This is a genomic window from Pseudomonas sp. RIT409, from assembly GCF_003052515.2.
In the GTDB taxonomy this organism is placed as follows: domain Bacteria; phylum Pseudomonadota; class Gammaproteobacteria; order Pseudomonadales; family Pseudomonadaceae; genus Aquipseudomonas.
On record NZ_QARE02000023.1, the window covers coordinates 59,535 to 78,759 of the forward strand.

The window sequence follows — 19,225 nt, forward strand, 5'->3', positions numbered from 1 at the left end:
TTTACCCCTGTTTTGCCGGGAGAGAAGTTGCGCCGGGCGCTGGCTGGCCGCTGTCTTTCAAGGCCTTGGTCACCTCGGGCGGCATGTATTTTTCATCGTGCTTGGCCAGCACCTCATCGGCCATCACCACGCCGTCGGCGTTGAGTTTGCCCAACGCGACGATGCCCTGCCCTTCGCGAAACAGGTCCGGCAGAATCCCCCGGTAATGAATGGTCACGGCCTTGTTGAAATCCGTGACCACGAAGGTTACGTCCAGCGAGTCGGCGGAGCGCTGCAGCGAACCCTTTTCCACCATCCCCCCGGCGCGGATGCGGGTGTCGTGGGGTGCTTCGCCACTGGCGATTTGCGTTGGGGTATAGAACAGGTTGATGTTTTCCTGCAAAGCGCTGAGCGCCAGCGTCACGGCGATGCCCACCCCAGCCAGGATGGCCAGAATGATCATCAGGCGCTTTCTTCGAAGCGGATTCACGTAGTGCTCTCCCGGCGCAAGCGACGCGCCTCTTGTTGCAGGTAACGCCGACGCGCCAGCCAGGGTGAAACAATATTGATGGCCAGTACGGTGAAGCAGATGCCGTAGGCGCTCCACACGAATAGCCCGTGCTTGCCCATGGCGAGAAAGGCGCTGAAGGAATCGAAGCTCATCGCCCTCCTCCTTCGACGGCACGCCCGCCGAGGGCCTTTTGCACTTCATCCTTCACCCAGGTGGCACGGGACTCGCGCTTCAGCACCTCCAGGCGCATGCGCAGCAGCAGCACAACGCCGAAGAAACAGTAGAACCCCAGCGCGGTGAACAGCAGCGGCAGCCACATCTCGGCGGGCATTGCCGGCTTTTCGGTGAGGCTGAACGTGGCGCCCTGATGGAGCGTGTTCCACCATTGCACGGAATATTTGATGATCGGAATGTTGACCACGCCGACGATGGCCAGCACCGCACACGCCTTGGCCGCGCTGTCGCGGTTGCTGATGGCGTTACCCAATGCAATCAGGCCGAAGTACAGGAACAGCAGAATCAGCATCGACGTGAGCCGCGCGTCCCAGACCCACCACGAGCCCCAGGTCGGCTTGCCCCAGATGGCCCCGGTGACCAGCGCCAAAGCGGTCATCCAGGCACCGATGGGGGCCGCACATTGAAGGGCGACGTCGGCCATCTTCATTTTCCAGACCAGCCCGACCACGCCGCAGACCGCCAGCATCACATAGCAGGATTGCGCGAGCATCGCCGACGGGACATGGATATAAATGATCCGAAAACTGTTGCCTTGCTGGTAATCCGGCGGCGCAAACGCCAGGCCCCAGACCACGCCGATGGCGATCAGCAACGCGGCGGCGATGCTCAGCCATGGCAACAGGCGACCGCTGATGCCGTAAAACCATTTGGGCGACCCCAACTTGTGAAACCAGGCCCAACCGATGCCGGTCTTCGTCTTGGCGCGCGTGTTCATTGCGCCGCCTTTATCATCATGCTGTTCATCAAGGCTCTTTCATGTACGTGCGCTTCTGTGGTCCGAAGCGTCACCAGGGTTACCCACAGAAAAGTTGTCCGATCGATCAGGAATCGATTATTCGCCAACGCTGATTTTCAAGCCAGCGGCAATTGCAAAAGGTGTCAGCGTTATAGCGAGTGCTGTCAGGCTGCCAAGCCAAAGCAGATAGCCGGTCGCAGGCATGCCCTCAAGTGCAGCTTGCAGGGCTCCGCTGCCCAGAATCAGCACCGGGATGTACAACGGCAGAATCAGCAGCGCCAAGAGCAGACCGCCACGCTTGAGCCCAACCGTCAACGCAGCCCCCACTGCCCCGAGCAGGCTCAATACCGGCGTGCCCAGCAACAATGACCCTAACAATACGGGAAGGCACGCCGTGGGCAACCCCAGCATGAGCGCCAGCAGCGGCGACAACAGCACCAGCGCCAGGCCGGAAAAGGCCCAGTGGGCCGCCACCTTGGCCAGCACCAATAGCGCCAGCGGGTGCGGTGACAACACCCATTGTTCCAGCGAGCCGTCTTCGAAGTCACTGCGAAACAGGCCGTCCAGCGACAGCAAGACCGACAACAGGGCAGCCACCCAGACCAGCCCAGGCGACAGCGTCTGCAGCAATTGTGCCTGCGGCCCTACCGCCAGCGGAAACAGGGCGATGACAATCGCGAAGAACACCAGCGGATTGAGCAATTCAGCGGGGCGACGAAACAGCAACCGGGCTTCGCGGGCGATCAGCGAAGCGAAGACATGACTCATACGGCCCATTGCCCCAGATCCAGATCGCGATAGGTGGCCGGCTTGCGGCTCAGCACATGGTGCGTCGTCAAGACCACCACGCCGCCCTGCTCGCAATGCACCGCCAAGTGCTCCTCCAATTGCGCCACACCCTGCTTGTCCAGCGCGGTGAACGGCTCGTCGAGCATCCACAACCCCGGCCCCGGCAGGAACAACCTGGCCAACGCGACCCGGCGCTTTTGTCCGGCGGACAAGGTGTGACACGGCACATCCTCGAAGCCGCGCAGTCCAACGGCTTCGAGGGCGCTCCAGATCTGCGCCGTGTCCAGCCGGTGGTGAAGCGCGCAGAGCCAGGTGAGGTTTTCGACGGGCGTGAGCACGTCCTTGATCCCTGCTGAATGGCCGATCCATAACAGGTGGTGCGCCAGATTGCTTCGCTGCGCGGCCATGGGGCTACCGTCCAGCAGCACATCACCTGCAGTGGGCTGCATCAGGCCACTGAGCAGGCGCAACAGGCTGGTTTTGCCGCTGCCGTTGGGGCCGCTGATCTGCACCATGTCCCCGGCCGACAGGCGTAGATCGAGGTGCTCGAACAACAGTCGCCAGTCGCGCTCGCACGCGAGCCCTGTGGCTTCCAGAACGGGGATCGACATGGGGACCTTCTTTTCGGATGGCAGGTAGGCAGCCGTTCAAGTCAAGGGCGCAGCGGCCGTTATACTTTGTTGCAGCTTAGCGAGTGCTGGATTATGCCAGCTTGAGCCCTCCAGAGCGCAATTTTACCGAGTCGGGATCTGATGACAGGCGATATACCCAATCTTGCACCCGTTGCCGCCGCCACCGCACTGTTACGCGCGGGCGTGGCCGCCGGGGAAGTCCTCAAGCTGGTCGAGCCTCGGGAAGGCTTGCTGAGTGCGGGCCAGGTCGCCAACGCCGAAGTGGTCAGCCTCAGACAATTGGGCCAGGACTTCCAGCTGTTGCTGAAATTGACGATGGACAGCGGGCGCCAGACCACCCTCCCCGTCAGCAGCTCGCTGCCGTTGACGCCGGGCACGACAGTGAACGTGGCCCAAGGCTCGGCGGATACGCTGACCATCAGCCTGCAGGACCTGCAAAAAGCAATCGCCAACAGCCTGACGCAGATCGACACCCGGCAGCTCCCTGCTGGCACCTTGCTGCAAGGCAAGGTGCTGACCACACAGGTGGTGGCGCAAAATGTCGCGCAATTGGCCAGCCAGCCGGGCGCCGCAGCGACCTATCGTTCGATCGTCCTGTTGCTCAACACGGCCCTGGCCGGCAGCAGCCTGACCGTGGACAGCCCGCAAGCGCTGCGGGTGGGCAGCCTGTTGAGCGCCCAGGTGCAGAGCAGCCAGGCGCTGAACTTTATTGCGCTGCCGGATCGCCTCGACGAGTTGGCCCTGGCCCAGCAATTGTCGACCCAGCAAAGCCGTCAGGCTTCCCTGCAAAGTCTGTTCGCCGCGCTGCAGAACCTGCCGCCGCCCTCCACGACGGCGCCAGATCCGCTGACACCGTCATTACGCGCCAGCATCGAGCAATTGTTCGCCGACCTTCCGGACCTGCAGCAACTCACCACCGCCAAAGGCGTCGCCCAGGCCCTTAACGCCAGCGGACTGTTCATGGAGTCGCGCTTGCTTGCCGGGGAAAACCCGACGCTGATACCGGACCTGAAAGCCAACCTGCTGCGCGTCATTGCGCAAATCCTTCCCGGCGTGCCCGGGAACGTGACCTATAACGATGCAGCGGCCGCCAACACCCTGGCCCGCGCGATGCCGGGGTTCGTGCGCAATGCGCTGGGAACCCTGGGACTGGTGGCCGCGCCGAACACGCCGACGCATTTCCCATTGCCGGCCAGAACCCTGGGCAGCCCGCAGAACCCGGACGACCTGGAAACCCTGCTCAAGCTGGCAGCGGGCGCCCTCTCGCGCCTGCAAAGCCACCAGTTGGGCGGGCTGGAGCAGACGCGCACCAACGCCGATGGCACCCAAGTGACCACCTGGCAACTGGAAATTCCCATGCGCAACGCCCATGACGTGGTGCCGCTGCAAGTCAAGCTGCAGCGTGAAGACACTGCGGAGCGTGAAGACACCCCCGACGCGGTGACCCCTCCCAAGGAAAAGGAAAAGCTCTGGCGCGTCGAGCTGGCGTTCGACCTCGAGCCGCTGGGGCCGCTGCAGGTCCAGGCGCAGTTGGTGGGGGGCAGCCTGTCGAGCCAGATGTGGGCTGAACGGGAAGGCGCTGCCGAGCTGATCGCCTCCGAACTGGAGAATCTGCGAGCGAGGCTGGTGGCCTGCGGCCTGAACGTCAAAGACCTGACATGCAGCCGCGGCGCCCCGACCCAAGGCGGGCGACCGGTACTGGAACAACGCTGGATTGACGAGAACGCCTGATGACAACGCCCGAACAGCAACCGCGTCAGGCCGTGGCCCTGAACTATGACGGCCATCAGGCGCCCACCCTGACGGCGAAAGGGGACGATGCCCTGGCCGAGGCCATCCTGGCGATCGCCCGGGAATACAAAGTGCCCATCTACGAAAACGCCGAACTGGTGACCCTGCTCGCCCGAATGGAGCTGGGTGACAGCATTCCTCAGGAATTGTATCTGACGATTGCAGAAATCATCGCCTTCGCCTGGCGTTTGAAGGGGAAGTACCCGACTGGATTCAATCCAGATCCGGCGCCGGTGGAGCGGGACATCACGCTCCCTTGACCGCCTTGGAGGGCAGGCGACGGCCAGATGCGAACCACCGGATTGCATTGAACGGCCAATCGATCCTGCTGCCAAACCCACCACACGGCACACTCTGGTGTAAGCTCGTGCGCTGTTGATTTCCGATCCCTCGAGAGGCTTATGCGGGCTCCCTTCCGACGTTCCACCCTTGCAGCGCTGCGCGGTTTCGAAGCGCCCAGCGCGGCGATCACCCTCTTGCCAAGCGCTGCCGACTACCGGCGCATGCTGCTGGAAAAGATTGCTTCGGCGACCCGGCGCATCTGCATCGTGGCGCTCTACCTCCAGCAGGACGAAGCCGGTCAGGAGATCCTCGATGCCCTGTACGCGGCCAAGACTGCGCGCCCAGAGCTTGAGGTGGTGGTGCTGGTCGACTGGTTCCGCGCGCAACGCGGGCTGATCGGCGCAGGCAAACAAGCCGGCAACGCGGCCTGGTATCAGGCGCAGAATCTGGAGCACGACCAGGAGGTGCCGATCTACGGCGTGCCTGTGCAGACCCGCGAGCTGTTCGGCGTGCTGCACCTCAAAGGCAGCGTGATCGACGACTGCGTGATCTACACCGGTGCCAGCATCAACAACGTCTACCTGCACAAGCTGGGCAAATACCGCCTGGACCGCTATCAACTGCTGGAAAACAAGGCGCTGGCCGATGCATTCCTCCGGCTGGTGCATCAGGAGATTCTGCCTTCCGAGGCCGTGCATCGCCTGGACCTGCCCTCGCCCCCTTCGTCACGCAGCCTTCGCGGCGAGATCCGGCAGTTCCGTCAACGGCTCAAGCGCGCCAGCTACGACGTCAGCGAAGGCATTCGCGAAAACGGCGAATTGCGCCTCATCCCCCTGCTGGGCATCGGCAACAAGAACGCGCTGAGCAAGGTGATCTGCGAACTGATCGCCCAGACGCGCCACCATCTGACGCTGTGCACCCCATATTTCAATATGCCGCTGGCGGTCAAACGAGAAATCAACCGGGCGCTCAAGCGCGGGGTGACCATCGACATCATCATCGGTGACAAGACCGCAAACGATTTCTTCATCCCGCCGCAGGAACCGTTCAAGGTCATTTCCGCGCTGCCCTATCTCTACGAAATCAGCCTGCGCCGGTTCATGCAAAAGCATCAGGCCGCTGTCGAGAAACAAGCGTTGAATATCCACTTGTGGAAAGACGGCGATCACACCTTCCACCTGAAAGGATTGTGGTCCGACGAGCGTTACACCTTGCTCACCGGCAACAACCTCAATCCACGGGCCTTCCAGCTCGACCTGGAAAACGCGGTACTGATCGACGACCCCAGAAGCGAATGGCTTGCCCCCCGTGCCGAAGAAATCAGGCAACTGATGCGCAATACGCATCGCGTCGGCAAGTTCGATGAGCTCGATACCCTCAGCGAATACCCGACGGGCGTGCGCACTTTTCTGCGTCGGGTCAGCCGGGTCCGTGTCGAGCGCTTGCTGTATCGGATCCTCTGATGGGCAAGAACACAGGGGTGCGCGCCCAGCAGGCCGAAGAGACCCGCGCGCGAATTCTGCAAGCGGCGATCACTGTGTTCACCCGCGACGGTTATTCGGGTGGGCGGATCGAGAAGATTTCAGCGCAGGCCGAATCCAACGACCGGATGATCTATTACTACTTCGGCAGCAAGGAAAAGCTGTTCGTGAAGGTGCTCGAACACACTTACGAACGCTTCAACCAGGCCGAAAGCACGTTGCAGCTGGACCCTTCGACCCCGGAGCAGACCTTGCGCCAACTGGTGGCGTTCGTTTGGGATTATTACGTCACCCACCCGGAATTTGTCGCCATCCTCAGCATCGAGAACCTGCACAAGGGCAAGCACGCCCGGCAGTCCAGCGAATTGCGAAGGTTGTCCGGTGAAGCGGTGGGCGTACTGCGCCCGATCATCGAAGCGGGCCAACAGCAGGGACTGTTCCGCCAGGATGTCGACATCAAGCACGTGTACCTGATGATCGCCTCGCTGTGCTACTTCTATAACTCCAACCTGCACACCCTCACTTCATTCCTCGGCCAGGACATGGGTGCCCAGGGGCAGCGGCAGGATTGGCTGGTGTTCATTCAGGATTTGGTGGTACGTGGGGTTCGGGTGTTGCCTGAATCCACGATTTAACGCGAATCAACCTCCAAGAGCGCGCTTGCCCGGGATGCCGCTGGCACGGATCGGAGTATGTCGTTTGACACACTCCGATCGCAGGCGAGCGGGCCCCCAGAGATTTTTGTGGGGTCAATGGGTTCCGGGATTGGCCTTCAGATACGCCACTCGTTCCGGCAACCCTGTCCACTGCGGCTCATTCGGCGCGAAACGACTGCGCAGATAGGCGGCAAGATCACTGATCTGCGTGTCAGTGAGGCTGTCCTTGAAGCCGGGCATGTAGCCCAGGTCCCGCGTCGCCGGATTGGCAATGCCCTGTTGAATCACTTTGATCAGGTTGTCGGGCAAGGCACTGTGCACATTGGTGTTGGTGGCCAACGACGGGCTTACGCCGAACAATTTCGGGCCTTGACCATCGGCGTGACACCCCTGACAGGCACCTTCGAATACGCGCTGACCGTTGCTCAGCGACTGCACGGAAACACGGGGCTGCGGCTCGGGTGCGGCGGCCGATGCGGTCGCCGTTGCCGAGCCGTTCAGCGAGGCGAGGTAGACCGCCATCGCTCGCACGTCCGATTTGGGCAATTTCGACAATTCGGCCACCACCGGCCCCATCGGACCGGCCGCGGCCCCGTGGGCATCGGAGTAGCCCGTACTGAGGTAATTGAACAATTGGTCTTCGGTCCAAGGCGTCGGTGCTTTCGACAGACCGTTGAGCGCGGGCGCTTCCCAGCCGTCCACTGTCCCCCCGGCAAGAAACGACGCACCGCCTTTTTCCGCGCCCATGACATTGCGCGGCGAATGGCACGCCGCACAATGGCCCAGACCGTTGACCAGGTACTGTCCGCGATTCCATTGCTCGCTGCGCTGGGGCTGAGCCTGCACTTCGCCGCTGCGCAGGAACAGCGCGTTCCAGCCAGCCATCAGCGGGCGCAGGCTAAAGGGGAAACGCAGGTCGTTGGCCGGTTGCACCTGTTTGACTGGCGCTTGGGCCATCAGGTAGGCGTACAGCGCCTGCATGTCCGCATCGTCGATATTGCGAAACGCCGTGTAAGGGAATGCCGGGTATAAATGCTTGCCGTCACGGCTGATGCCCTCGCGCATTGCCCGCTCGAAGGCCGGATAGGACCACTTGCCGATGCCGGTCTCAGGGTCGGGCGTGATGTTACTGCTGTACAAGGTGCCAAACGGCGTCTGCATCGCCAGCCCACCGGCATTCCTGATACCGCCTGGCGCAGTGTGGCAGACCGCACAGTCGCCAGCCGCAGCAAGTAAACGGCCACGCTCGAGCGTCGCGGCCGACCAGGTGTCTGCGGCAGGTGGCGTGATGGGGGCGATTTCAGCGCGCCAAGGCAACGCCGTCGCAGCCATGCCCAGTGCCGCACCCAATGCCGCGAACAACGAACCGAACAGCCATTTCGAGCGCTTGGCCTTGGGGGATGCCGGTGGTGCGCCATTGGCCGCGTCCCCGGCACTTTTCAACGCCGCGAGGACGCGTTCAGGGGTGATGGGCAACTCGCGAAAACGGATGCCGGTGGCGTCATAAATGGCGTTGGCAATGGCCGCAGCGCTCGGCACCGATGCCGACTCCCCCGCCCCCATCGGCGGTTCGGTCTGGCGCGGCATCATCATGACGTCGACCTTCGGCACCTCCGGGAAGGTCAGAATCGGATAGCCGCCCCATTCCTTGCTGGCAATGGTGGACTCCTCGAACGTCACCCGTTCCTTGAGCACACGACTGGTGGATTGAATCACGTTGCCGTGGATCTGGTGCTGAACCCCAGCGGGGTTGACCATCATTCCGGCATCGTGACCGATCACCACCCGCGTGACCGACACATCGCCGGTGTGCCGGTCAACGGCGACGTCCGCGACCCAGGCCGCCCACGCTGCGCCGAACCCGGGAAACTTGCTGTGGATGTAGCGCGCATAGGCAAAGCCCCGTCCGCGTAGCACGCCATCCTGTTCCGGCGTCTGCATCGGCTGCGTGCGCGGCGACCACTGCGCCCGCTCGGCGGTGGCCTTGACCAGATCCGATGCCCGGTCATCGTGCAGATAACGCAGCCGGTACTCCACGGGGTCGACGCCGGCAGCGAAGGCCAACTCATCGATGTACGATTCATGGGCAAAGGTGTTGGGCAAGGCCGACACACCGCGCATCCAGGATGCCCGCACGATGGGCGCCATGTCATTGATGGTCACCCGCATGTGGTCGATGTCGTACGGCGGAATCGAGGTGCGATCCCCCATCTCGAACATCACCGGCACCGGTTCGACCCGCCCGGTCAGCAGCAATGCCAACGTGGGCGAGTTGTTCGAGGGGTAGCTGGAGGTGAAGTCGTAAGCGGCGACACCGCCGTTGCCGTCGAGGCCGCCATCGACCTCCATCAGTTGCGCCGTCCCCTTCGGTTCCCACGCATGTTCCTGTTCGCGGGTCAGTTGGACGCGCACCGGACGGCCAACAGCCTTGGACAGCAATACCGCATCGGCGCACACGTCGTCCGCGCAGTTACGGCCGTAACAGCCCGCGGCCTCCATGCGAATGATCTCGATCCGCTCTTCCGGACACTCCAGCAGCCAGGCGATATCGGCCCGCAGCATGTGGGGGTTCTGGGTGCCGGACCAGATGCGGATGCCGTCTTCACGGTAGTCCGCCAGGCCACAGGACGGTCCGATCGAGCCGTGGATCTGGTAGGGCCACAGGTAAGTGCGGGTCATCCGCTCGCTGGCTTCAGCCAGGGCCTGGTCGACATCGCCCTTGTCCAGCACCACCCGTTGCACGCGCGGGTTGTCGCGGATGGCCTGTTCGATATCCGTCATATCCGGCGCCAGATGCCGCCAGGGCTTCCAACTGACGCTCAGCGCCTCGGCGGCTTTGACGGCCTGCTCTTCACGCATCGCCACCACGCCAACGAAATCGCCGATCACCACGACCTTGACGATGCCGGGAATGTGCGCAATGGACGACTCGTCGACGCTCAGCAAGCTGGTGCCTACGAACTCGCCGGTGTCGTAACCGGCATAGGGCGGGCGAACGACCCGGCCGTGGAGCATGTCCGGCAGACGCATGTCATGAACGTAGGTCAATTCGCCGGTGGCCTTTCCGGGAATGTCCACCCGCGCCGCCACGGTGCCGACCAGCTTGTAGTCTTCGAGGCGCTTGAGCGGTGCGTCGCCTGAGATGCGCAGCTCGATGTGCTGATCGACCAGCAACTCCCCAAAGGCCACCGCCCGCCCATCGCCGCCTTTGATCACGCCTTGCTCGATCCCCAATGTTTCAGCGCCGACGCCCCAGCGCTCAGCGGCTTTGTTCAAAAGGAAGCGTCGGGCCTCGGCCGCCGCATTGCGCAACGGGATGGCGGAAATCTGCAGGGTCGCGCTAGCAATCGTCGCACCTTGGTTCGGGGCGCGTTCGGTATCGCCCAGCACCATCGTGACCTGGTCCATCCGCAGGTCCAGTTCCTCGGCGACGATTTGCGCCAGCGAGGTCCGAATGCCGGTCCCCAGGTCCACATGGCCGTTGAACGCGTAGACCGTGCTGTCGTCGTTGATGGCGATGAACAACCCCAGCTCCTTGGGCTTGACCGTAGGCGTGCCGCCCTTGGCGACCGGGCCTGATGGCGGAAGGATGTCGTCGACCACGAGCAGAACGCCGTTCTTGGCCAACAGGAAATCGCGGGTGGGCAGGGTCTGGGTCATGAGAGGCGGGTCCGTTCAGAGCGGGTGGCGGGCGGCCCGCATGACCGCACGCAGAATTTCGATGTGAGTGCCGCAACGGCACAGGTTCGCCGAGAGCTCGCTGCGGATCTCGGCTTCACTGGGGTGCGGGTTGCGGTCAAGCAAGGCCTTGGCGGTCATGATCATGCCGTTCATGCAATAGCCGCATTGCGCGGCCTGCTCGTCGATGAACGCCTGCTGCACCGGATGAGGGCAATCGCGGGAACCGATCCCCTCCAAGGTGGTGATGTCTCGTCCCTGCGCACCCGCAAGCGGGAATACACATGAGCGGGCCGCGACACCGTCGATGATCACCGTGCACGCACCGCACTCGCCCAGACCACAGCCGTATTTCGGGCCGTTGAGCTGTAGGTCGTTGCGCAGCACCAGCAGCAGCGGCGTGTCCCCCATGGCGGTGACCGAGGTGGCCTGGCCATTGACTTGGAGCGTCAGGGTCATCTCCCCCGCTGCCTGTTGATCGCTCATTGCATTTCCTCGAGTGTTACTGACGGCGCACGGCTTTTAATGAAGTATTCACTTCATGAAAAGCGAGCAGGAAATGTGCCAGTGGGGAAATTGCTGTAGGAAAAGGGAGTTCTGCAGTGAAAGGGTTTTCCGTTCGCTACGCGGCAACCCCCGAACCTATCAGTGCCCCTGCGTCTTGGGCAGGAGCGGGTCGAGGGCGTTCAGCGGTGAGCGTTCGTGCGGCGTGAGATGCCGACAGGCGCTGGAGGGAGGCGCCTACTCTTCTGGCTCGTCGATCAATTTGCGCAGCAAAAACAACACCGCTACACGCTCTGCCGGGTTGAGCCGACTGAGGGTGATTTCGCTGATCTGCGCCGCGCGCGGTACGGTTTCCTGCACCAACTGCAGGCCGCTGGCGGTGAGGCTGCAGATGACTTTGCGCCGGTCCTGAGGGTCTGGATCGAGGCTGATCAGATCACGGGCCTTGAGGCGGTCGACGATACCGCGGATGGTCGCCTGGTCGACGGCGGTGGCCTTGACCAGTTCGGTCTGGGAACTCGGACCATGGTCGCGGAGGGCACACAGCGTCACGAACTGCACGGCCGTCAGCTGCGAATCGCCGACATTCTGTTGGAAAATCGCCAGATGCCGCTGGTAAGCCTTGCGCAGTAAATGGCCCACCTGCTCAGAAAAGGTGTAGGACTTATCGGGGTTGGAAAGGTTGTCAGTGGACACGGATGACTCGTTCGGCGACCTGTAGGGAGTGGTGAGTACATTAACGGGTGCGAGCACTTAAAGGGAGTCTTACAAGCCGCCCGGATCGCGACCGCGAAAGTGCGCACACTTCCCTCGATCCAGGCTCGGCTGCACGCCGTGTTTCAGGCCTTCGAAGCCTCCGGCGCCACCACATCCCCCGCCAATACCACCGCCTGGTCATCCAGGTAGATGTCGCAATGGCGCAGCGGAATGTCCAGGTGGCATGGGGTCTTGCGGGTGCCGCCGACTTCGGTGTTCGGCCCGGTGGAGAACAGGAAGTTGCCATAGAACGCTCGCGCGTCCATGCACATGCCGTCGTTCTTGTCGTGCAGCCCCATGGCCGTCCACTGCGCACGCGGCTGCAAGCCCCAGCCGATGTGGGAAATGCCGTAGACCTCCGGGTCGTTGAAATACTTCATGTAATCGCGCAGGTATTCCGCTTCGAACCCGCCGTGAATGCGGGTGATGAAACCCTTTTCGATCTCCAGCGTGATCTGCTCGCGGGAGTAGGTCTTGAACGGCAGCACGATATCGCCCACGTCAATGACCAGCGTTCCTTCCGCCGTTTCTTCGTTGGGCCAGGAAAACAAAAAGCCGCTGGGCCAATGATCCCACCGCCCCGGCTCGTCAGCGAAACCGTATTCGGTCACCGACGGGTACTGCCCCAACTGCGCGCGGAAATCGCTGCCCGCACGGGACTTCACATGGATCGAACGCGCAGCCTTCAACACGCGCTCAGCTGCCAACACTCGCTCTTTGTCAGCCAGCGTCGGCAGCATCCGCGCCAGCACTTCAGGCGGCTCCACGGCGAGCAGAATGCGCGTGCCGGTCTTGAGAATCTGTTCCTGCTCGGGCGAGTGCAACAGCATCATGGTGTCGACGATCAAGTCGGCCGCCTCCAGCGCCCGCTGCGCAGCGAGATTCCCGGTCAGCGCAGTGTCGCCGCAGTAGGCGGTCATGTCGTTGCCCATCGCTTTGGGGTGGTTGAACGATGGCAACTCCACCGCGTACACCTTCGCGCCGAGGCGTTGAGCGGCGTCCATCGCCGCGCGCACCGTCCGCGCATCGGAATAGTGGCTCTTGAGTACCGCCACGCTCTGGGTGCTGTCGACTTTCGACAGACTCAGCACGTGCTCAAACATCTGGGTCAATTCGCAATCGCTAACCGGCATTTTCGTCTCCTCGTCATTGAGCTGCTTGCCCACTGCACCATTGCAAGGCATGGCGCTTCAGACTAGTGCATTTTTTAAAGCGTACACACTGATTAGAAGCGATAAGACATCAATTGATGCGAGGCTGCAATAGGCACGCCACTTTGTTACCTATCTACTCAGACCTCGTATTTACAGGGTTTATAAAGGTGACATGCCTGTTTGCGACGTCGTGGCGTCTTTTTTGAATTAGCTATTCACTTTTAAAAAAATCAGCGTATACACTTAAAAAACGCAATATGGCGATGACATGTTTCGTCACCCGCCATTCGATGATCACGCCATTCAAAGGAAGCGCGCCATGCCAACCACGCAAAAAATCGCCATCGTCGGAGCCGGTCTGGGAGGCGCTGCTGCCGCCACACTGTTGCAACAAGCGGGCTTTGAAGTGGACGTCTATGAGCAAGCGCCTGCGTTCTCGCGCATCGGTGCCGGGATCCACATGGGTCCGAACATCATGAAAATCTTTCGCCGGATGGGCATCGAGCAACACTTGAGCGACATGGGCTCGCATCCGGACTTCTGGTTCAGCCGAGAAGGCGCCACCGGCGACTATCTTTCACGCATCAAACTGGGCGAATTCTCCCGCAAGGAGTACGGGGCGGCCTACATCACCGTGCACCGTGGCGACTTGCACGCACTGCAGATGTCGACGCTGGCGCCAGGCAGCGTGCACTTCAGCAAATGCCTCACCAGCCTTGAAGAACGCGATCAGTCCGTACGCCTGAACTTCGCCGACGGCACCCACGCCGAGGCGGATATCGTGATCGGTGCCGATGGCATCAACTCGAAAATCCGCGAGGAATTGCTCGGTGTCGAAAAACCGCTGTACAGCGGTTGGGTCGCTCACCGTGCCCTGATCCGCAGCGATGTGCTGACCAAGTACAACCTGGACTTCGAGAACTGCGTGAAGTGGTGGAGCGAGGATCGTCACATGATGGTCTATCACACCACGGGCAAACGCGACGAGTATTACTACGTAACCGGCGTGCCGCATCCGGCGTGGGACTTCGACGGTAATTTCGTCGACAGCAGCCAGGAAGAAATGTACGAAGCCTTCGCCGGTTACCACCCCACCGTCCAGGCGCTGATCGAATCCACCGAGACGGTGACCAAGTGGCCCCTGCTCAACCGCAACCCGCTGCCGCTCTGGAGCCGCGGACGCCTGGTGCTGCTGGGCGATGCATGCCATCCGATGAAGCCTCACATGGCTCAGGGCGCAGGCATGGCCATTGAAGACGCCGCGATGTTGACCCGCTGCCTGCAGGAAACCGGGCTGACCGATTACAGCACCGCCTTCACCCTCTACGAAGCCAACCGCAAGGAACGGGCGTCCCGCGTACAGGCGGTCTCCAATGCCAACACCTGGCTGCGCACCCAGGAAGACCCCGCCTGGGTGTTCGGCTACGACCTGTACGCTCAGCCACTGAAATCGGGGGTGGCGGCATGAGTACGTTCATGGGCGGCGGCAACGTGCACGCCAACGGCATCCGCCAGCATTACCTGCGCTACGGCGGCACCCAGCACGCTGGCAAGCCGGCGCTGATCCTGATTCCCGGCATCACCAGCCCGGCAGTCACCTGGGGGTTCGTTGCCGAAACGCTGGGCGAACAGTTCGACACTTACGTGCTGGATGCCCGGGGACGCGGCCTGTCTTCCACCGGTCCGGACCTGGATTACAGCGTCGACACCTGCGCCGATGACATCAGCGCCTTCGCCGAAGCGATGGGCATCGCGAGCTATCATTTGGTCGGCCATTCGATGGGCGCACGCTTTGCGGTACGGACCTCGGTGCGCAACGCCAAAGGTCTGAAAAGCCTGGTGCTGATCGATCCACCCGTCTCCGGGCCCGGCCGTCGGGAGTACCCCTCGAAGCTACCGTGGTACGTCGATTCCATCCGACAGTCGCAGACTGGCATGAATACCGATGAGATGCGCGCGTTCTGCCCGACCTGGACCGAGGAACAATTGCAATTGCGCGCCGAGTGGCTGCACACCTGCTACGAGCCGGCCATCGTGCGCGCATTCAACGATTTCCACGACGTGGACTTCCACCGCGACCTGCCGCACCTGCCCGTGCCTGCCCTGCTGATCGTGGCCGGTCGCGGGGGCGTGATTCTGCCGGAAGACGAAGCCGAGATTCGGCAGTTGCAACCGAAGATTCTGATCGCCCGAGTGGAAAACGCCGGGCACATGATCCCGTGGGACAACCTGCCTGGCTTCTTCGCAGCGTTCGGGGATTTTCTCGGTGCACCGCTGATTTGAGGTCCTGGTCCCTCCGGGCAACGAAACCTGCTTCAGCTTCCACGCCGTATTCCCAAGGAGAACGGAATGAGTGAACAACAAACCGCCACTGCCAATTATCAGGGCGTATGGGGCAATCGCATCGGCTTCGGGAAAAAACCCGCGCTGTTGATGATCGACTTCATGCAAGGCTACACCCAACCCGATGCACCGCTTTTCGCGCCGGGGGTGGTCAGCGCCGTCGCCGAAAGCGTGGCGCTGTTGGCCAGTGCACGGGAACATGGCATTCCCGTGGTGCACACCAACATCCGCTACCACCCGACGCACTTCGCTGATGGCGGCATGTGGGTGAAGAAAGCGCCAGTGATGAAGGACATGGTCGAAGGCAATCCGTTGGCGGCGTTTTGCGAAGAGGTCCTGCCGTTGCCGGAGGAAGTGGTGATCAGCAAACAGTACGCCAGCTCGTTTTTCGGCACTTCCCTGGCATCGATGCTCCATGCCCAAGGCATCGACACCGTGGTGCTGGCTGGCTGCTCGACCAGCGGCTGCATCCGCGCGACGGCGGTGGATGCCGTTCAACACGGGTTTCGGACCATTGTAGTGCGCGAATGCGTGGGCGACCGTCACCCCGACCCGCATGAGGCGAACCTGTTCGACATCGACAGCAAATACGGGGATGTGGTGAGCAAGCAGGAAGCGATTCAGCAGTTCAGCCAATAGCGTGGAATTTCGTCAGGAGCGCGCTTGCCGGCGACAGCCGTTGGTTTGCCACCCTTGTGATGGATGCCACCCCGTCATCGCCGACATGCGCGCTCCCGCAAAAAGCAGCCCCCATTAGAACCCGGCCACAGAGCACGGGTCGCGCAACCGGATGCGCACACCACTGGACAGCGTGCACCGTCCAGTCTTCTGACACTGCCTTTGGAAGTCGCCATTCGGTGCTTGCCAAAGCACTTGATGTGCGGCTAACAAAAACCATAAAGGGCCGTATGAGAACGCAGCGAACACAGGCACTATCACCTGCCACTGCGTTCACCGGCCACAGGCACGATGCGACGATCGCGGTTCGCACCGAGCCTGTAATTGCCAGGAGATAACCCATGCCCTCTGCGAATGTAGAAACCTCCGTGGCCAGCGCCGCGGATCCGATCAAAGCGCTTTATCACAAGATCACCTGGAAGCTCATTCCCTTCCTGTGTTTCTGCTACCTGGCCGCCTACCTGGACCGCATCAACATCGGTTTCGCCAAGCTGCAGATGCTCGACCAGTTGCACTTCAGCGAAACCGCCTTCGGCCTGGGTGCCGGGCTGTTCTTCGTCGGTTACATCTTGTTCGAAGTGCCGAGCAACCTGGTGTTGGAGAGAGTGGGCGCCAAGATCTGGATCGCCCGGATCATGATCACCTGGGGCGCCTTGTCGGTGTGTACCCTGTTCGTCACCACACCGATGCAATTCTATGTGCTGCGCTTTTTCCTGGGCGCTGCGGAAGCCGGATTTCTGCCAGGCGTCTTGTTCTACCTGACCACCTGGTTTCCGACCTACCGCCGCGGCCGCATCATTGCGCTGTTCATGATCGGCTTGCCGTTGTCGAGTGTCATCGGGGGGCCGCTGTCAGGCTGGATCATGGGCCATTTCGACCAAGCGGCCGGGTTGCGCGGCTGGCAGTGGCTGTTCCTGATTGAAGGCATACCCAGCGTGCTGCTGGGCATCCTGACGTTCTGGGCTTTGCCCAACGCACCAAAAGACGCCAAGTGGCTGAGCACTCAGGAGCAAACCCTGCTGGATGGTGAGCTGCGCCTGGACGATGCGGAGGGCAAAGACAGCAAGCACACGTTCCGCGACGGCTTCTTCAACCTGAAGGTGTGGATGCTCGGCGGCATCGACTTTTCGATCCTGCTCAGCGCCTACGCCATGGGTTTCTGGATGCCCACCTTCATCAAGAACGCCGGCGTCACCGACACGTTTCACATCGGCGTGCTGACGGCCCTGCCCAGTGTCGCCGCGCTGATCGGGATGCTGATGATCGGTGCCAGCTCGGATCGCCGCCGCGAGCGTCGCTGGCACATCATCCTGCCCTTCTGGGTCGGCGCTGTGGCCATGGCGGCCAGCCCGTTCTTCACCCACAACGTGGTGGCGACCGTGGCGTTGTTCGCCATCGCCTCGGCGGCCATCATCGGCGCGGTACCGGTGTTCTTCAGCCTGCCTGCGACCTTCCTCAAGGGCCGCGCTGCAGCGACCGGTTTTGCCCTGGCATGCTCATTGGCCAACATCGCCGGTTTGGTCAGCAACTCGATGATGGGCATCGCCATCGACGTGACGGGCAGCAGCGCGGGAGCGCTGTGGTTCTTCGCCGGCTGCCTGGTGCTGAGCAGCCTGCTGGTGGTGGCGCTGCCTGCGAAGGTCGTCAACCGCTGAAAGTTGGGTGGGACGGCGTCTGGCCGAAGGTTGTCGGCCAGACGCGCCCCCACCGTTTTCAGCCCCCTTCCCTTCCCGAACCCTGGAACCGACCCATGCAGGCATTCCTCAAACGCTGCGCCCTGGCCCTCTCCCTGGGCCTGTCCGCCACCTCGTTGCAGGCGGCGGAAAAAGTTATTTTCGACACCGATTTCAACGTGCTCAACGACGATGGGCAGGCCTTCATCATGCTCGCGCAATTGCACGCGCAGAAGCGCATCGACCTGCTTGGCATGACCCTGGTCAGCGGCAACGCCTGGGTCGATCAGGAACAGGTCGATGCGCTCAAGGCCGTCGAGCGCATGGGAGTGGAGAAGGACATCGGCGTATATTCCGGCGCGGCATACCCGCTGTTGCACGACTTCGCCACCTACGAGCAGGAAAAAGCGCTGTTCGGTGCAGGATGGCCGGGGGCGTTCAAACATCCCCGCCCCACGTCGCCCGAACAGTTGGTTGCACCGCCAGACGGCTTGGCCAGTCACACCCGCTTGCGAGATGAATCGGCCACTCAATTCATCATCGACAGCGTGAAGAAGAACCCGCACCAAGTGACGATCCTCGCCGTCGGCCCGCTGACGAACCTCGCGCTGGCCATTCGCAGTGCGCCGGAAATCGTGCCGCTGATCAAGCGCATCGTGTACATGGGGGGCGCCATCGAGATTCCCGGCAACACCACGCCCGCCGCGGAGTTCAACTGGTGGTTCGACCCCGAAGCGGCGAAGATCGTCCTGCGTTCACCGATCGAGCATGTGGTATTCCCCAACGACGTGTGTGAGAAGGTCACCTTCGATGCGTCGATCTACAAACGGATCGTGGCCAAGCCCGGTGTCATTCCCGACCTGTACAAAGCCGTCCTCGGTCCGGCATTCGACAAGGACCCCCATTATCAGAGCTTCACCTGGGACAGCCTGCCTGCCCTGTACCTCGTGCATCCGGAGTTGGTCACCGCTTCCAAGGACCTGAATCTGGACATCGATACCCACTTCGGCCCGGATTACGGCCGCTCGCTGGGCTACGCGAAAGGCGCCCCGGTGGGCACCCAGAAAGCCAAGGTGGTGTATGCGGTGGATCAGAAAAAATTCTGGGACGAGTACGTCAACCTGGTCACCCTGCCGGTGCCAGTCAAGCGCTGAGGCGTGTCGGCACGGCTGGCTGGCAGTCACGCGGACTGCCAGCCAGCCCAGCAGGCTCAACCCAACAGCGCGATCAATTGCTGGCGCTGCGCATCGGTCAACAACGGCCCCTGCGCGGCGGCGGCGTTCTCCTTCATGTACTTCGGGTTTCCAGTACCAGGAATCGCACAGGTCACCGCCGGGTGAGCGAT

Annotated in this window: 18 protein-coding genes and 1 pseudogene; 9 read left to right on the forward strand and 10 right to left on the reverse strand. The window is 62.0% G+C overall.

All coding sequences use genetic code 11. The features are described 5' to 3' along the window. Position 1: 1 nt before the first annotated feature. The 5 genes from ccmE to ccmA form a co-directional block, all read right to left on the reverse strand. Entirely contained in the window at positions 2-469 is a 468-nt protein-coding gene (ccmE, locus tag DBP26_RS22890) for a cytochrome c maturation protein CcmE (protein WP_108239877.1), read from the reverse strand. Next, positions 466-642, reverse strand: a complete 177-nt coding sequence (ccmD, locus tag DBP26_RS22895) for a heme exporter protein CcmD (protein ID WP_108239878.1) — start codon at positions 640-642, stop codon at positions 466-468. Before ccmD ends, ccmE begins: the two co-directional genes overlap by 4 nt. Next, positions 639-1,442 (reverse strand): heme ABC transporter permease, encoded by an 804-nt coding sequence (locus DBP26_RS22900; protein ID WP_177411118.1) that lies wholly within the window; start codon positions 1,440-1,442, stop codon positions 639-641. Before DBP26_RS22900 ends, ccmD begins: the two co-directional genes overlap by 4 nt. Positions 1,443-1,559: 117 nt before the next feature. Next, on the reverse strand, positions 1,560-2,231 hold the full coding sequence (gene ccmB, locus DBP26_RS22905) for a heme exporter protein CcmB (protein ID WP_108239891.1): 672 nt from the start codon (positions 2,229-2,231) through the stop codon (positions 1,560-1,562). Next, a complete protein-coding gene (gene ccmA, locus DBP26_RS22910) occupies positions 2,228-2,863 on the reverse strand; it encodes a cytochrome c biogenesis heme-transporting ATPase CcmA (protein WP_108239879.1) in 636 nt (211 codons plus the stop codon). The genes ccmB and ccmA overlap by 4 nt, the downstream gene beginning before the upstream one ends. Positions 2,864-3,004: 141 nt before the next feature. Between ccmA and DBP26_RS22915 the strand changes: the two genes are divergently transcribed. The 4 genes from DBP26_RS22915 to DBP26_RS22930 all read left to right on the forward strand — a co-directional run bounded on the left by DBP26_RS22915 (position 3,005) and on the right by DBP26_RS22930 (position 7,073). After that, a complete protein-coding gene (locus DBP26_RS22915) occupies positions 3,005-4,615 on the forward strand; it encodes a flagellar hook-length control protein FliK (RefSeq protein WP_108239880.1) in 1,611 nt (536 codons plus the stop codon). Further along, positions 4,615-4,935, forward strand: coding sequence for an EscU/YscU/HrcU family type III secretion system export apparatus switch protein (locus DBP26_RS22920; protein WP_108239881.1), 321 nt, complete (start codon positions 4,615-4,617; stop codon positions 4,933-4,935). Before DBP26_RS22915 ends, DBP26_RS22920 begins: the two co-directional genes overlap by 1 nt. A 141-nt stretch (positions 4,936-5,076) precedes the next feature. Beyond that, positions 5,077-6,420, forward strand: a complete 1,344-nt coding sequence (pssA, locus tag DBP26_RS22925) for a CDP-diacylglycerol--serine O-phosphatidyltransferase (RefSeq protein ID WP_108239882.1) — start codon at positions 5,077-5,079, stop codon at positions 6,418-6,420. Further along, positions 6,417-7,073, forward strand: a complete 657-nt coding sequence (locus DBP26_RS22930; RefSeq protein ID WP_108239883.1) for a TetR/AcrR family transcriptional regulator — start codon at positions 6,417-6,419, stop codon at positions 7,071-7,073. Before pssA ends, DBP26_RS22930 begins: the two co-directional genes overlap by 4 nt. Before the next feature lie 114 nt (positions 7,074-7,187). On the opposite strand, the gene DBP26_RS22935 is transcribed toward DBP26_RS22930, so the two are convergent. The 4 genes from DBP26_RS22935 to DBP26_RS22950 all read right to left on the reverse strand — a co-directional run bounded on the left by DBP26_RS22935 (position 7,188) and on the right by DBP26_RS22950 (position 13,165). Further along, positions 7,188-10,754 (reverse strand): molybdopterin cofactor-binding domain-containing protein, encoded by a 3,567-nt coding sequence (locus tag DBP26_RS22935; RefSeq protein WP_108576230.1) that lies wholly within the window; start codon positions 10,752-10,754, stop codon positions 7,188-7,190. Positions 10,755-10,769: 15 nt separating this feature from the next. Beyond that, positions 10,770-11,258, reverse strand: coding sequence for a (2Fe-2S)-binding protein (locus tag DBP26_RS22940; protein ID WP_108576229.1), 489 nt, complete (start codon positions 11,256-11,258; stop codon positions 10,770-10,772). Between the two features lie 255 nt (positions 11,259-11,513). Then, the gene (locus DBP26_RS22945) at positions 11,514-11,972 is read right to left on the reverse strand and encodes a MarR family transcriptional regulator (RefSeq protein WP_108240639.1); all 459 of its coding nucleotides are present in this window, start codon (positions 11,970-11,972) and stop codon (positions 11,514-11,516) included. A gap of 143 nt (positions 11,973-12,115) precedes the next feature. Beyond that, on the reverse strand, positions 12,116-13,165 hold the full coding sequence (locus DBP26_RS22950) for a 2,5-dihydroxypyridine 5,6-dioxygenase (RefSeq protein ID WP_108240641.1): 1,050 nt from the start codon (positions 13,163-13,165) through the stop codon (positions 12,116-12,118). 340 nt (positions 13,166-13,505) lie between these two features. Between DBP26_RS22950 and DBP26_RS22955 the strand changes: the two genes are divergently transcribed. From DBP26_RS22955 to DBP26_RS22975, 5 genes are all read left to right on the forward strand, one after another. Next, positions 13,506-14,654 carry an FAD-dependent monooxygenase gene (locus DBP26_RS22955; RefSeq protein ID WP_108240638.1) on the forward strand — a complete coding sequence of 383 codons (1,149 nt, stop codon included), beginning with the start codon at positions 13,506-13,508 and terminating at the stop codon, positions 14,652-14,654. Further along, a complete protein-coding gene (locus DBP26_RS22960; protein ID WP_108240637.1) occupies positions 14,651-15,469 on the forward strand; it encodes an alpha/beta hydrolase in 819 nt (272 codons plus the stop codon). Before DBP26_RS22955 ends, DBP26_RS22960 begins: the two co-directional genes overlap by 4 nt. Before the next feature lie 66 nt (positions 15,470-15,535). Next, positions 15,536-16,168, forward strand: coding sequence for an N-carbamoylsarcosine amidohydrolase (locus tag DBP26_RS22965; protein WP_108240636.1), 633 nt, complete (start codon positions 15,536-15,538; stop codon positions 16,166-16,168). A 380-nt stretch (positions 16,169-16,548) separates the two neighbouring features. Then, on the forward strand, positions 16,549-17,862 hold the full coding sequence (locus DBP26_RS22970) for an MFS transporter (RefSeq protein ID WP_108240635.1): 1,314 nt from the start codon (positions 16,549-16,551) through the stop codon (positions 17,860-17,862). Positions 17,863-17,957: 95 nt separating this feature from the next. After that, positions 17,958-19,034 carry a nucleoside hydrolase gene (locus DBP26_RS22975; RefSeq protein ID WP_108240634.1) on the forward strand — a complete coding sequence of 359 codons (1,077 nt, stop codon included), beginning with the start codon at positions 17,958-17,960 and terminating at the stop codon, positions 19,032-19,034. 56 nt (positions 19,035-19,090) lie between these two features. Here DBP26_RS22975 and DBP26_RS27405 read toward each other — a convergent pair. Further along, positions 19,091-19,225 (reverse strand): annotated as a pseudogene (locus DBP26_RS27405) (aldo/keto reductase); the annotation flags it as partial.